The 13544-nt window shown below is 58.2% G+C and carries 12 protein-coding genes; 6 read left to right on the forward strand and 6 right to left on the reverse strand.

Going from position 1 to position 13544, the window contains the following annotated elements:
* Positions 1–40: 40 nt before the first annotated feature.
* Both tolC and dhaR read left to right on the forward strand, forming a co-directional pair.
* On the forward strand, positions 41–1534 hold the full coding sequence (gene tolC / locus ACSOSI_RS22525; protein ID WP_012146967.1) for an outer membrane channel protein TolC: 1494 nt from the start codon (positions 41–43) through the stop codon (positions 1532–1534).
* Between the two features lie 151 nt (positions 1535–1685).
* The gene (gene dhaR / locus ACSOSI_RS22530; protein ID WP_476706201.1) at positions 1686–3632 is read left to right on the forward strand and encodes a dihydroxyacetone kinase operon transcriptional regulator DhaR; all 1947 of its coding nucleotides are present in this window, start codon (positions 1686–1688) and stop codon (positions 3630–3632) included.
* A gap of 10 nt (positions 3633–3642) precedes the next feature.
* On the opposite strand, the gene dhaM is transcribed toward dhaR, so the two are convergent.
* From dhaM to ACSOSI_RS22550, 4 genes are read right to left on the reverse strand one after another with little or no spacing between them, the layout of a single operon-like run.
* Positions 3643–5076: a dihydroxyacetone kinase phosphoryl donor subunit DhaM gene (gene dhaM, locus ACSOSI_RS22535; RefSeq protein ID WP_476706202.1), complete on the reverse strand. Its 1434-nt coding sequence runs from the start codon at positions 5074–5076 to the stop codon at positions 3643–3645.
* 11 nt (positions 5077–5087) lie between these two features.
* Complete coding sequence (dhaL, locus tag ACSOSI_RS22540; RefSeq protein ID WP_017894048.1) at positions 5088–5720, reverse strand: dihydroxyacetone kinase subunit DhaL; 633 nt, start codon at positions 5718–5720, stop codon at positions 5088–5090.
* A gap of 9 nt (positions 5721–5729) precedes the next feature.
* The gene (gene dhaK, locus ACSOSI_RS22545) at positions 5730–6800 is read right to left on the reverse strand and encodes a dihydroxyacetone kinase subunit DhaK (protein ID WP_476706203.1); all 1071 of its coding nucleotides are present in this window, start codon (positions 6798–6800) and stop codon (positions 5730–5732) included.
* Positions 6801–6852: 52 nt separating this feature from the next.
* Positions 6853–7959: a glycerol dehydrogenase gene (locus tag ACSOSI_RS22550; RefSeq protein WP_017894049.1), complete on the reverse strand. Its 1107-nt coding sequence runs from the start codon at positions 7957–7959 to the stop codon at positions 6853–6855.
* A gap of 352 nt (positions 7960–8311) precedes the next feature.
* Between ACSOSI_RS22550 and ACSOSI_RS22555 the strand changes: the two genes are divergently transcribed.
* The 4 genes from ACSOSI_RS22555 (at position 8312) to ACSOSI_RS22570 (ending at position 11749) form a co-directional block, all read left to right on the forward strand.
* On the forward strand, positions 8312–8974 hold the full coding sequence (locus tag ACSOSI_RS22555) for a DUF1190 family protein (protein WP_012146973.1): 663 nt from the start codon (positions 8312–8314) through the stop codon (positions 8972–8974).
* 3 nt (positions 8975–8977) lie between these two features.
* A complete protein-coding gene (locus ACSOSI_RS22560; RefSeq protein ID WP_261132913.1) occupies positions 8978–10138 on the forward strand; it encodes a glutathionylspermidine synthase family protein in 1161 nt (386 codons plus the stop codon).
* A gap of 272 nt (positions 10139–10410) precedes the next feature.
* Positions 10411–10974, forward strand: coding sequence for a glucose-6-phosphate isomerase (locus tag ACSOSI_RS22565; RefSeq protein WP_259190387.1), 564 nt, complete (start codon positions 10411–10413; stop codon positions 10972–10974).
* Complete coding sequence (locus ACSOSI_RS22570; protein WP_476706204.1) at positions 10967–11749, forward strand: glucose-6-phosphate isomerase family protein; 783 nt, start codon at positions 10967–10969, stop codon at positions 11747–11749. Before ACSOSI_RS22565 ends, ACSOSI_RS22570 begins: the two co-directional genes overlap by 8 nt.
* 157 nt (positions 11750–11906) lie before the next feature.
* Here the strand turns inward: ACSOSI_RS22570 and ACSOSI_RS22575 are convergent, their stop codons facing one another.
* Both ACSOSI_RS22575 and ACSOSI_RS22580 read right to left on the reverse strand, forming a co-directional pair.
* Positions 11907–12728 (reverse strand): PTS system mannose/fructose/sorbose family transporter subunit IID, encoded by an 822-nt coding sequence (locus ACSOSI_RS22575; RefSeq protein ID WP_012146977.1) that lies wholly within the window; start codon positions 12726–12728, stop codon positions 11907–11909.
* Positions 12728–13528, reverse strand: a complete 801-nt coding sequence (locus ACSOSI_RS22580) for a PTS mannose/fructose/sorbose/N-acetylgalactosamine transporter subunit IIC (RefSeq protein WP_012146978.1) — start codon at positions 13526–13528, stop codon at positions 12728–12730. Before ACSOSI_RS22580 ends, ACSOSI_RS22575 begins: the two co-directional genes overlap by 1 nt.
* Positions 13529–13544 lie beyond the last annotated feature (16 nt).

Consider the following 13544-nt stretch of genomic DNA (forward strand, 5'->3'; position numbering starts at 1 on the left):
CAGCTAACTCCGCAATATTGCTGCACAACAAGGAATGCAAATGAAGAAACTGCTCCCCCTTCTTATCGGACTGAGCCTGGGCGGCTTCAGTGCAATGAGCCAGGCAGAGAACCTGCTGCAGGTCTACAAACAGGCCAGGGAAAGTAACCCGGATCTGCGCAAAACCGCCGCTGACCGTGACGCCGCATTCGAAAAAATCAACGAAGCACGCAGCCCGTTGCTGCCGCAGTTGGGTTTGAGCGCCGGTTACACTTACACCAATGGCTACCGTGACAGCAAAGATGCCAACAGCGATGCCACCAGTGGCTCCCTGGCGTTGACCCAGACTATCTTCGACATGTCCAAATGGCGTGCGCTGACGCTGCAGGAAAAAACCGCCGGCATTTCCGACGTGACTTTCCAAACCTCGTCACAGCAACTGATCCTCGATACCGCTACCGCCTATTTTAACGTGCTGAGCGCCATCGATACGCTGTCCTACACCCAGGCGAACAAGCAAGCGGTTTACCGCACCCTGGACCAGACCACCCAACGCTTTAACGTGGGCCTGGTCGCGATCACCGACGTGCAAAACGCCCGTTCGTCCTACGATACCGTGCTGGCGGCCGAAGTCACCGCCCGTAACAACCTGGACAACGCGCTGGAAAAACTGCGCCAGGTCACCGGCACTTTCTATCCGGAACTGGCCTCGTTGAATACCGACCGTTTCAACACCAAACGCCCGGATGCAGTCAATAATCTGCTGAAAGAAGCCGAAAGCCGTAACCTGAGCCTGTTGTCCGCTCGCCTGAGCCAGGATCTGGCCCGTGAGCAGATCCGTTCCGCACAGACCGGTTATATGCCTACCGTTGATTTCAGCGCATCCACCGCGGTGAGCAATACTAATTACAGCGGTTCTCGCAACGTGAACAACGACGCTGATATTGGTCAGAACAAAGTGGGCCTGAGCTTTAACTTGCCGTTGTACAGCGGCGGCCAGACCAACTCACAGGTGCAGCAGGCGCAGTACAACTTCGTTGGCGCCAGTGAGCAACTGGAAAGCGCCCACCGCAGCGTAGTGCAGACCGTGCGTTCTTCGTTCAATAACGTGAATGCCTCGATCAGCAGCATCAACGCCTATCAACAAGCGGTAGTGTCTGCTCAGAGTTCATTGGATGCGACCGAGGCCGGTTACCAGGTAGGTACCCGTACCATCGTCGACGTGCTGGATGCGACCAGTACGCTGTATAACGCCAAGCAACAGCTCTCCAGCGCGCGTTATACCTACCTGATCAACCAACTGAACATCAAGTCGGCGCTCGGTACCCTGAACGAGAACGATCTGATGATGCTGAATGGCGCATTGGGTAAACCGATTTCTACTTCGCAAGACGTGGTAGCGCCACCGACTACCGCACAGGACGCTTACGCTGAAGGCTATAACGGCAACGCCCCTGCGCCACAAACTGCAGCACCGGTTGCCACCCGCGCCTCCGCGCCGGCGGCCACCACCAGCCAGCCTGCACGCACCAGCGGTAATCCATTCCGTAATTGATTGCCGTACTGCGCTGAATACGGGGTCCGGCATCTGCCGCACCCCGTTTTTTTTGCCTGCTCATCGGTTCTGCCCACCGCCTCACAGCCGTTCCCCCACCCTGGGGTGGTATCATCCAGGTTATCGCTTTATCTCGTCTGGACGGGATCCAATGGAAAACACCTCAAGCTGGCACCGCCTGATCGAAGGCAACCTGCCACCCGAACAACGTCCTGCGCCGGCAATCTATGCTTCCTGGCTACGCTGCCGCAGCCTGATGCAGCCCGCGGTGTGGAAAGCCCCCCACTGCGCGCTTGGCGCTACCTTTAACTCCATCTGCCAGCGTAAGAACGATCTGCTGACGCTCGGCCAGGCGGCGCTGGAAGACGCTTGCGAGTACATGGAACAACGGCGCTGCCTGCTGATGATCCTCGACGAAAGCGGCTGCATGCTGTGGCTGTGTGGCCATGCCCCAACGCGCGAACGTCTGCAACAGTTGGGTTTTATGCCTGGCGCTTATTGGGCCGAAGGTGACATCGGCACCAATGCACCGTCACTGGCGGTGGCGGAGGGCCACCCAATGCAGGTCCGCGGCAGCGAACATGTGCGCGAGGCGCTGCACGACTGGTCATTCTGCGCCACGCCGGTCTATGACAACAGTGGCCGCCAACGCGGCTCGATCGCATTAGGCTGCCTGCTTGCCGACTGTGCCGCCGGTGATTTGTCACTAACGCTGGCGCTGGCACGTGAGATCGGTAATTCAATCAACGCCGACAGCCTGCTGGCGGAATCCAACCGCCACCTGAATCAGCTATACGGCCTGCTCGACGGGGTGGATGACGGCGTCATGGCCTGGGACCATCGCGGTTACCTGCAGTACATCAATCAGCGTGCCGCTTCCTTGCTCAAGCTGGATGAACAACAAAGTCAGGGCAAGCCCCTGAGCCAATTACTGACGCTGCCCGCCCTGCTCAACCGGGCCATCGCCCAGCGGCAGCCACTGCAACATGTTGAAGTGACCTTCGAAAGCCAGCGGCAGTTTATTGCGGCGCTGTTAACCCTCAAACCGATCTTCGACGGTGAGCGCTGCAGCTTTATTGCCCTGCTCCATCCGCTCGAACGACTGCATCAGTATGTCAGCAGCCAGCTGGGGCGCGTCAGCCACAGTTTTGAACAGATGCCTTCCGCCTCGCTGGAGATGCGGCGGTTGATTCGCTATGGCCAACAGGCGGCAAAGGGCCAGCACCCGATCCTGCTGTGCGGCGAAGAAGGTGTTGGCAAGGAGCTACTCAGCCAGGCGATCCACAACGCCAGTGAGCGCGCCACCGGGCCTTACATCGCCCTCAATTGCCAGTTATTGCCGGAGGCTCAGGGGCTGCGGGAGCTGCTCGGCAGCGATGCCAACGAGGAAGAAGCGGGCCAGCTCAGCAAGTTTGAACTGGCCAATGGCGGTACGCTGTACCTGGAACAAATAGAGTATTTGCCGGCGGAGATGCAGTCTGCGCTGCTGCAGGTGCTGAAAACCGGCGTAGTCATGCGGCTCAATTCCAATCGGGTGATCCCGGTCGATGTGCGGGTGATCGCCAGCAGTGCCGCCGATCTGCCGCTGTTGGTGCAACAGAATCGCTTTCGCCGCCAACTGTTCTACAGCCTGCAGGCATTCGAGATCCAAATCCCGGCGCTGCGCCAACGGCTGAGTGATATTCCGCTGCTGGTGAAGCACCACTTGCGCACGCTGGAACAGCATTTCCAGTGCCGTTTTCGGGTGGATGACGAAGTGATGGTCCAGCTCGGTCTGTATCTATGGCCCGGCAACGATCTGGAGCTGAAGGGAGTGGTGGAGCGCACCGCGATGATGTGCCACGGCCACCATCTGCAACTGGCGGACTTGCCCGAGCACTTGCTCAGCCACCAGCCACTGCTGGAAAGTGAACCGCAGCCGGGCATACCGCTATTAACACTGGCGGAGATGGAACGTCAGGCGATCATTCACGCGGCTAACGTCAGCCGCGGGCAATTGAACGAAATGGCGCAGCTGCTGGGCATTGGTCGCACCACGCTGTGGCGAAAAATCAAACAGTATCAGATTGATATTCGCCAGTTTAAGCTGCGCGCCTGAGGGCACGCCGTCAGTGGCTGAGTTGCAACACACCGCGCGCCGCATCCAGCATCGCTTTCTGGCCGTTGCGGGTTTTGCTGATGCAATCGTTCATGCCCACCACCATCGGCATGCCCATCGCCTTCGCCAAAATGGCGCTGTGCGACAGTGCGTTACCGCCGCTTAAGCAGATGCCGAGCACCAGACGACGATCAAGCATCACCACGTCAGACGGCATCAGTTCATCCATCACCAGAATCGACGGCGCGGTTAGCGTAATCACCGGTAACGGCTGCTGTTGCAGATGACTCAGGGTGCGACGCAGCATGTCACGCACGTCCAATTCCCGCGCCCGCATATATTCATCGTCCAGTTCACGATACTCCCCGGCAATCGCTTCCATCTCCTGCCGCCATGCCTGCTCGGCGCTGCATTGCTGGCGGGCGATGCGGGTATAGGCCGCCTGCTGCAGATCTGGATCGTCCAGCAGCATGCTGTGGGCGCCGAATATGGCCGCCTGCGGTTTGCCAATCAATGAGCCAGTGCGCTCCGCCAGCCGGTTCAAATCGCTCAGCGTGAGCTGCAACGCCTGGCGTAGCCGCTGTTGTTCGTTCAGCACGTCGTCAGCGCCAATAGTGCGCTCGACCACTGTCGGCCAGAAGCTCAGCGCTTGCCACACCGGGCCACTGGTCACGCTCTCCGCTACCGGAATACCGTGCAGCGACGGCAGGCTCTGCTCGGAGACCGTTTCGCCAAAGTGCTGCTCCGCCAGTGCGCTAAACGCCGCCAGTGCCTGTTCGGCCTGTGGTCCGTCCGCAATCAGCCGAATGGTGTCGCCGTGGCGCACCTGCAAAAGCGCAATCTGGTTAAGACTGCGCGGATTGGCGCACTGGCCCTGTTTTTCCAACACCAGCTCGGCATCAAAGGGGGCCAGCGCTTCCGCCAGCCGCGCCGCCGGTCGGGCGTGCAGGCCATGCGGGTTCTGCACCGTCCAACTGACGCTTTTCCCCTGTGCAAGCGGCAACTCAACGCTTTGTGCAACCGGCGCGGTGGCTTCCCCCAACTGCGCCTGCTTGGCCTGCAATGCGCCCTGCGCCTCGGCCAGTACCTGTTCCAGCCCGGCTCCGGCATTGGCAGCCACCACTGCGGCCAGCGTCCCTTCGACCAGCGGTGCCGAACACAGCCGGACTTTGGCGGCCAACAACGGATCCAGCAGATCGATGGCGGTTTCGGCGCTCAGCAGCGCACTGCCCAAATCCATCAGCACCACAATGCCCGCACCGTCAGCCACCGACTCAATCGCCTCCATCACTTTGACAGCGTCGGTGCCTATCGGGTGCTCCGCATCATCGACCCCCGCCGCCAGCACCAGTTTGCAGCTATCGCCACGCATCATCTGCAACGCCAGCTCTTCAACCCCGCGCGCCAACAGCGCGCTGTGTGAAACTACAACGATATTGATCATTTCGCCTCCTGCTATTGGCCGGCGACCGCTGCCAGCGTTTTCATCATCAGCATCACCGAGGTGGCACCCGGATCCTGATGGCCGATGCTGCGCTCACCCAGGTAACTGGCCCGCCCTTTGCGTGCCTGCATGGTGATGGTGCTTTCAACCGCCTGCTCCGCCCGTTCACTGGCGCGCTGCAAGGCCTCCGCCACGCTTAGCTGCTGCTCGGCCGACTGGCCCAGGCTTTCCACCACCGGCCACCAGACGTCACACATGGTTTTATCACCCGGCTCCGCCTTGCCGCGCATCACCACGCCTTCGACGCCTTCCTGCATCATTTGATGCAGCTCCGCCAGATCCAGGCTCTGCTTGGCATTGGTCGACTGCGCAGCGCGGATGAAGAAGGTGCCGAACAGCGGACCGCTGGCTCCTCCGACGCTGGACAGCAGCGTCATGCCGGTGTTCTTCAGGATAAAACCGATGTCTTTGTCCGCCACCGAAGGCAGTTTTTCCACTACCTTGTTGAAGCCGCGGTTCATGTTCAGCCCGTGGTCGGAATCACCGATCTCGGTATCCAGCCGGGTTAAAAAATCACGCTGCTGAGTAAATACCTCGCCGCAGCGCATCAGCCAGTCGACCACTTGTTGTTTGGTTAACGCCATGATTCCTCCTCAGCAACCCCAACGCAGCGCAGGCGTTTTCACCGGCGCATCCCACAGGGACAACAGTTCGTCGTCCACTTTCAGCAGCGTGATTGAGACCCCTTGCATATCCAGCGATGTGCAATAGGAACCCACCAGGCTGCGCTCAACAATCATGCCCGCCTCGGCGCAACGCTCCGCCAACCGGTGATAGACGCCATACAGTTCGGACAGCGGCGTCGCACCCAGGTTGTTTACCAGTGCGATCACCCGGTCACCGCGCATCAGCGGTTGTTTGATCTGCACTTCATCGCGCCATTCGCCCTGTTGACGATCCCAGACGCGGATGGTGCGCTGGTAATGACCATGGTCGATCAGGGTATGGAACATGTCGTCCACCGCCGCATTCAGGGTGGTGAACGGGCGCCGCGCAATCCCCGGTTCACCGTGAATACCGACGCCGAATTCCATCTCATTTTCCGCCAGCACGAATGACGGTTTACCGGCAGCCGGTACGGTACAGGCCCCCAGCGCGATGCCGATCGAATGCCCGTGATTATTGATGCTGTGGCCCAGCGTCACGATGCTATCGAGGTCATCGCCACGCGCCGTTGCCGCACCGAGCAGTTTCTCCATCAGCACGGTATTGGCCACCCCGCGTCGCCCGGCGGTGAACAGGCTGTCTTTAACCGCCACGTCATCATCCACCAGCACCGTCGCCACCTGGACACCGCTGTCATGCAGCAGCTCAGTGGCGGTTTCAAAGTTCAGTACGTCGCCGGTGTAGTTTTTAATCAGCAGTAATACCCCGGCGCCGCCGTCGATCGCCTGGCCGCACTCGTACATTTTATCCGGTGTGGGCGAGGTAAAAATTTCCCCCGGGCAGGCACCGTCGAGCATGCCTTCGCCGACAAAACCGCAGTGCATCGGCTCGTGGCCGCTGCCGCCGCCGGACAGGATCGCCACTTTGCCCGCTACCGGCGCATCGGCGCGGGTGACAAACACCGGCTCCTGATGCACCAACAGCTCAGGATGAGCCTCTGCCAACCCCAGCAGTTGCTCTTCCAGTACCGACTCAACCTTGTTAATCAGTTTTTTCACGGTTATTTCCTCGTTTGGCCAACGGGACGCAGCGTGCTGCGCCCCTGCTCTATCAGCTTGAGTGTTGTTGCAGCCAGGCGTTGCCCAGCCGGTCTGCCGTCAGAATGGCCGCCTGTACGCTGGCAGGCGTGACCTCAAACGGCATATTGTGGATGGTTTCGCCTGCCGCGCAGCTGGCTTCGGCCACCGCCATGATTTTCTCCGCCGGGTCGCCGCTAACGCCCATCTGCGCCAGCGTAATTGGCAGGCCGAGACGCTGACAGAAATCCAGCACCGTTTCGATCTGCGCCATGCTGCTGTTTTGCAGCACCAACTGTGACAGCGTGCCAAACGCCACCTTTTCGCCGTGATAAAGGTGATGGCACTCTTCCAGCACGGTAAAACCATTGTGAATGGCATGCGCGGCCGCCAGGCCACTGCTTTCGAAACCGATGCCGCTCAGATAGGTATTGGCCTCGATAATGCGCTCGACCGCCTCGGTCACCACGCCGGCCTCGACCGCCAGCTTGGCCTTCACGCCCTCTGCCAGCAGCGTCTCATAGCACAGCCGCGCCAGGCTCAATGCCGCCAGCGTGGACTTGCCGCCCGCCATGCTGGTCGCCTGGGCATCGAAACAGGCCTGTGCTTCAAAATAGGTTGAAAGCGCGTCGCCCATGCCAGCCACCAGCAGCCGCACCGGTGCCTTGGCGATAATCGAGCTGTCCATTATCACCATGTCCGGATTACTGGTGTGGATCAGATATTCGTCAAATTCGCCCTGCTCGGTGTAGATCACCGACAGCGCGCTGGTTGGCGCATCGGTGGAAGCGATGGTCGGGATCAGCACCACCGGCAGATGCTGGTAATGGGCGATAGCCTTGGCGGTGTCCAGCGTTTTACCGCCGCCGACGCCAATCACACCGCGGCAGCCATGGGCCTTCAGTTCCTGGCCCAGCCGGTCGATTTCCTTATGGCAGCATTCGCCGTTGAACACACAGGCGTGATGCTTCACCCCGTGCTGGTGCAGGCTACCCATCAGGGTATCGCCCGTCAGCTTCATCACGAAGTCGTCGGCGATCACGAAATAATGGTCGGCAAGGGCTTTCGCGTATTCGCCCACGGCGGCCAATGCGTTGGCGCCCTGGATGTACTTGCCTGGAGACTGGATGATTCTCAACATAACCGGATCCTTGTAGGGAAATTGGCGATGGTAACGTTCAGATATCAGGTGATAGTGCGTCGGTCTTGTGCCGTCGCGTTGTTATGGACTGACTATAGGGCTTGTCGAAGGCTTTGCGACCTCCGGTATTTTCGTTTCATTATGGAACATTACTTTACCAATGACGTTTCATAATGAAACTCTGACGAGGCTTTTTTAGCCGGTAAAGCGAACTGGCGCACAACCCAACGTATAGCTGCGTAAAGAGTGGATTCCGTAAGTATTTCAGCTTTAATTTTGACCATCTTTACCCTATCCTTACCGCCATTACTGGGAATGGGCGAATACAGCCCGACTGATGGGATGAATAACGATGAAACGGACAAAAAACATCAACCGAGAGACGTTCCGCAAATCCTGGCGCGACTACCGCGTTGCGCCCGTAGCTTTGGCGATCAGCGCAGTCTTTATGCTGGCCGGCTGCGAGAAGAGCGATGAAACGGTCTCTATGTATCAAAATGCCGACGACTGTTCGCGCACCAACCCTTCGATGAGCGAGCAGTGCACCACTGCCTATAACAACGCCCTGAAAGAAGCCGAAAAAACCGCGCCGAAATACGCGACTCGCGAAGACTGTGTCGCCGAGTTCGGTGAAGCGCAGTGTACTCAGGCACCGGCTCCGGCACAGGCCGGCATGGCTGCAGAGTCACAGAGCAGCGGCAGCATGTGGATGCCGCTGATGGCGGGTTACATGATGGGCCGCATGATGGGCGGCTCCGGCTTTGCTCAACAGCCGCTGTTCACCTCTAAAAACGCCGCCAGCCCGGCCAACGGCAAATTCGTTGATGCCTCTGGCAAGAGCTACGGCCCGGCCACCGCAGGCGGCCGTACCATGACGGTGCCAAAAACCGCCATGGCGCCGAAACCGGCAGTGACCAATACCGTCACCCGTGGTGGCTTTGGCGAATCCGTCGCCAAGCAGACCAGCATGCAGCGCAGCAGCGCGACCTCCAGCTCACGCAGCATGGGCGGTTAATGCATGAAACGCGTTGCGATCACCGAGCGCCCGGACTGGCGCGAAAAAGCCACCGAATTCGGCTTCCGCTTCCACACCATGTATGGCGAACCCTACTGGTGTGAGGACGCCTATTACCAATTCACGCTGGCGCAGATTGAAGAAATTGAAAACGCCACCGCCGAATTGCACCAGATGTGCCTGCAGGTGGTAGAGAAAGTGGTCAGCAGCGATGCGCTGATGACCAAGTTCCGCATCCCGAAACACACCTGGGAGTTCGTACGCAGCTCATGGCGCACCAACCAGCCGTCACTGTATTCACGTCTTGATCTGGCCTACGACGGTATCAATCCGCCCAAACTGCTGGAAAATAACGCCGATACCCCGACCTCGCTGTATGAAGCGGCCTTTTTCCAATGGCTGTGGCTGGAAGACCAGATCAACGCCGGCAAGCTCAGCCCGGAGTCCGATCAGTACAACAGCCTGCAGGAAAAACTGATCGAGCGTTTCGCCGATCTGAAAGCACACCACGGTTTCGGCCTGCTGCACCTGGCCTGCTGCCAGGACAGTGAGGAAGATCGCGGTACTGTGCAATACCTGCAAGACTGCGCGCTGGAAGCCGGAGTCCCGACCGAATTCCTGTTTATGGAAGAGATTGGTCTGGGTGAGAAAGGCCAGTTTACCGACCTGCAAAATCAGGTCATCGGTAACCTGTTCAAGCTTTACCCGTGGGAATTCATGCTGCGCGAAATGTTTTCCACCAAGCTGGAAGATGCCGGCGTGCGCTGGCTGGAGCCGGCGTGGAAAAGCATTATCTCCAACAAGGCCCTGCTGCCGATGCTGTGGGAAATGTTCCCGGATCACCCTAATCTGCTGGCGTCATACTTTGCAGAAGACGATCATCCACAGCTCGATCACTACGTCACCAAGCCGCTGTTCTCACGCGAAGGTGCCAATATCCAGATCGTGCAAAACGGTCAGGAAGTGGCACGCGTCGACGGCCCTTACGGCGAAGAAGGCATGATCGTGCAGCAGTTCCACCCACTGCCACAGTTCGAAGGCAGCTATACGCTGATCGGCAGCTGGCTGGTTGACGATCAACCCTGCGGCATCGGTCTGCGTGAAGATCGCGAGCTGATCACCCAGGATCTGTCGCGTTTCTATCCGCACATCATCCTCGGCTAACGAGCAAATTGTTTGATATCAAGCGCGATCATATCGCGCTCAGACTACTGACAAACCCCGTTATTAGGGAGAGCGTGCCGAAGGGGTCGTAGCGGCTTGCCCGCCGGAGTGCCCCTCGGTGCGCTAGGCCCGGGTATCTCGGGTTCAAAGACAACTTTTTCATCAAACTCAGCGCGATCATATCGCGCTTTTTTTATACTTTCCGGCTAGTGATTAATCGATTAACCTTTTATACTCGAAGCGTCTGTTCTCCTCGGGCGGAGCAACCAGATATGAAACTGACGTCCATTATTCCACCGCAGGTCAACCTGGCGGACGGATGCTTTACTGCACCTGATATTCAACGAAAATCTACCACCCTGGGCAGTCTGACGGGGATCTTTTCCGATCCTGCCGCATGGCGCGCGATGCCGGCAGAACTTGCCGTGTATCAGGTAGAAATGCTGCCTTCCGAGCAACAGGAAGGTGAACTGTTTGTCGGCACCACTCACCTGCAACCTGGCCGGGTGGGCAACGAATTCTTTATGACCCGCGGGCATTTTCATCAGCGCCCCGAACAGGCGGAATTCTATTTTGGTCTGCGTGGCCAGGGTTTGCTGTTGCTGCAACACCGGGACGGTGCTTGCATGCTGGAACAGGTATCCCCCGGCAGCGTGCACCATATCCCTTCCTTTACCGCTCATCGCCTGATCAACACCGGTACTGAGGTACTGTCCGCACTGGCGGTTTGGCCAACGGTGGCTGGACACAACTACGACGCACTACAGCCACAGGGCTTCAAACTGCGGGTGTTTGCCGATGGCAGCGGTTGGAAAGCGGAGGCGCAATATGAGTGATTCGATGCTTAGATTTGGCCTGGATGTCTCCATTAACGACCATCCGATGGGGTTTGGCTATGGCGATGACGTGATTGGCCCCTTGCCGGAGATTCGGACGTTGGAACAAATCCGCCGTTCTCTGCGCGACCCTGACTGCAGCGGGCCAGAACAGGTCTATGCCATCGCCATGGACGTCGCCAAACAGCAGCATTTAGCCGAATTAAAAAAACGCATGTTGTTGTTCGGCATTGTCACCTATGCCAAAGGCCAGTTAGGTCAGGAGCCAGTACGCAGTCAGGGTCATGTGCATCGCATCAGTGTACACAGTGGCTGGTCACCGCCGGAGCTGTACGAAATCTGGCAAGGGAAGGCCATTATTTACATGCAAGAAAGGGTTGAGCGTGAGCCGGGACGTTGCTTTGCCGTGCATGCCGGCCCGGGTGAGAAAGTATTGGTACCGCCAGGATGGGCGCACGCCACGATTTCCGCCGATCCTCACCAGCCGCTGACCTTCGCCGCCTGGTGCGATCGTGAATATGGCTTTGAATACGATGCCGTACGTGAATATAAAGGGCTGGCCTGGTACCCGCTGTTGCAGGGCAACAATATTGTCTGGCAGCAGAATCCACGCTATCAATCCGGCAGGCTGCACGCCATCGGGCCGCGCCAATACCACGAATTCGGTCTGAGCGACGCTCCCTTATACTCGCAGTTTGAAGCTGACCCGGCGCGCTTCCAGTTCATTTCCAAACCCGGCAGCGTAGCGGAAAAATGGCAACGATTTGAACCGTAAAGACCACTGTCCCACTCAATAACAGGAAATTTCATACCCTATGAATTTCGAGTTGCAGCTAGGCGCCCAGCTCACTCATCCCCAGGCGCTTACTTAAGTAAGTAACTGGGGGGAGTGAGTGCAGGTAACAACGCTGCAACTTGAAAGGCGACGGGTATTAAGAGAATAGACCGCAGGCTACCCCTGCCGCTGCCAATACCAACAACCCCAGCATCGCCTTCACCGGTGACAGTCCGCGCTTGGCCATCAGATACCAGGTCGCCAGCACCACGATCAGCGGCATCAGGTTAGGGAAAATGCCGTCCAGCATTTGCTGCAGGTGGATATTCACCCCGTCTTTGGTCACAAACTCCAGCCCAGTCCCCAGTTTGACGTAGCTCGCCGCGACGCCGCCCATGACGAACACTCCCAGCAGAGAAAGGGCTTCCCGCAGCCGTGAGGACTTGCTGCTGACCAGCATCTCCACCGAGCCGGAGCCCATATGGTAGCCTTTCATAAACAGCCAGTAAGACCCCGGAATGACGATCAGGCTAAACGCGATGATGTAAAACAGTGGGCCAATCACACTGCCACCGGCCGCCAGCGCCATGCCGATACTCAACAAAATCGGGATCAGCATGCCCGGCACCATCGAGTCGCCAATGCCGGCCACCGGCCCCATCAGCCCCACCTTGAGCGTGTTGATGGTTTCCCCGTCGATCGGCTCGCCGTTGGCACGTTTTTCTTCCAGCCCAATCACCATGCCGTTAACAATCGCACCCAGCTGTGGCTCGGTATTGTAGAAAGAGGTATGACGGCGAATGGCTTCAATACGCTGCTGTTTATCCTGATACAGTTTTTTCAGCGCCGGCATCATACTCAGGCAAAAACCGTAAGATTCCAGGCGTTCGAAACTCATCGATGACAGGTTGTACATCATCCAGCTGCGCCAGCAACGACGCAGATCCTGCTTATTCAATTTAGGTGTTGGCGTATCCATCAGAATTCATCCTCATCATCAGCCTGAGGCGTGCCCTGTGCGGCAGCCACCTGCGGCTCTGGCTTATAGTTGTAGTGAATAAGTGCCAGCAGTGCGCCGACAATCACCAGCGCCACCATATTCAGCTTGAGGAAAACAATGCAGATGAACCCCACCAGGAAGTAAATCAGCATGCTGTAGCTTTTAATTATCTGTTTGAGAAGAATAGCGATGCCGACCGCAGGCAGAATACCGCCCACCACGTTCATGGTAGTCAACACCAGCGCCGGCAGGCTGTCCATAAAGGCATTGATATAGCGCGCCCCGAAAAAGACCGCGATGAACGTCGGTATAAACCGCAACAGGAAGTTGGTGACCTGCGGCCAGATGGCGCTATTGAGGTAAATCCCCCGCTCATCGCCGCGCTCTACCGCCAGATCCGCGCGGTGATTCCAGTAAGAGTTGAGCACCATCATGGCGTTGAACAGCACGGTGCCCATGATGCCGATAGTCGCCGCCAGCGCCACCGCCACCTCGGTTCCCTTACCGGAAAGAATGCCCAACGCAATCGCCGGGAACGCCACAAAATTGAGATCGGCCGGCATCGATCCGCCCGGTGTGACCATGGCGATATACACCGCCTGAACCGCAACACCGATGATAATGCCGGTCTGCACATCGCCGAGGATAGCCCCCACCAGCATGCCGGAAACCAGCGGACGGCTGAGGATATACCAGCCTCCGGTCAGTCCCAGCAGCCAGGGGCTGCTCAGCGCACCGAGATAACAAAGTATCCCGATAAGCGTCGCTTCAAACCACATAGTTCACTCCCGCCGT

This window comes from Serratia sp. AR11, from assembly GCF_056376275.1.

Excerpts from the sequence above, each read along its gene's own strand:
- tolC (WP_012146967.1), top strand. The coding sequence starts at position 41 with ATGAAGAAACTGCTCCCCCTTCTTATCGGACTGAGCCTGGGCGGCTTC.
- dhaR (WP_476706201.1), top strand. The coding sequence starts at position 1,686 with ATGGAAAACACCTCAAGCTGGCACCGCCTGATCGAAGGCAACCTGCCA.
- dhaM (WP_476706202.1), bottom strand. The coding sequence starts at position 5,076 with ATGATCAATATCGTTGTAGTTTCACACAGCGCGCTGTTGGCGCGCGGG.
- dhaL (WP_017894048.1), bottom strand. The coding sequence starts at position 5,720 with ATGGCGTTAACCAAACAACAAGTGGTCGACTGGCTGATGCGCTGCGGC.
- ACSOSI_RS22550 (WP_017894049.1), bottom strand. The coding sequence starts at position 7,959 with ATGTTGAGAATCATCCAGTCTCCAGGCAAGTACATCCAGGGCGCCAAC.
- ACSOSI_RS22555 (WP_012146973.1), top strand. The coding sequence starts at position 8,312 with ATGAAACGGACAAAAAACATCAACCGAGAGACGTTCCGCAAATCCTGG.
- ACSOSI_RS22560 (WP_261132913.1), top strand. The coding sequence starts at position 8,978 with ATGAAACGCGTTGCGATCACCGAGCGCCCGGACTGGCGCGAAAAAGCC.
- ACSOSI_RS22565 (WP_259190387.1), top strand. The coding sequence starts at position 10,411 with ATGAAACTGACGTCCATTATTCCACCGCAGGTCAACCTGGCGGACGGA.
- ACSOSI_RS22570 (WP_476706204.1), top strand. The coding sequence starts at position 10,967 with ATGAGTGATTCGATGCTTAGATTTGGCCTGGATGTCTCCATTAACGAC.
- ACSOSI_RS22575 (WP_012146977.1), bottom strand. The coding sequence starts at position 12,728 with ATGGATACGCCAACACCTAAATTGAATAAGCAGGATCTGCGTCGTTGC.
- ACSOSI_RS22580 (WP_012146978.1), bottom strand. The coding sequence starts at position 13,528 with ATGTGGTTTGAAGCGACGCTTATCGGGATACTTTGTTATCTCGGTGCG.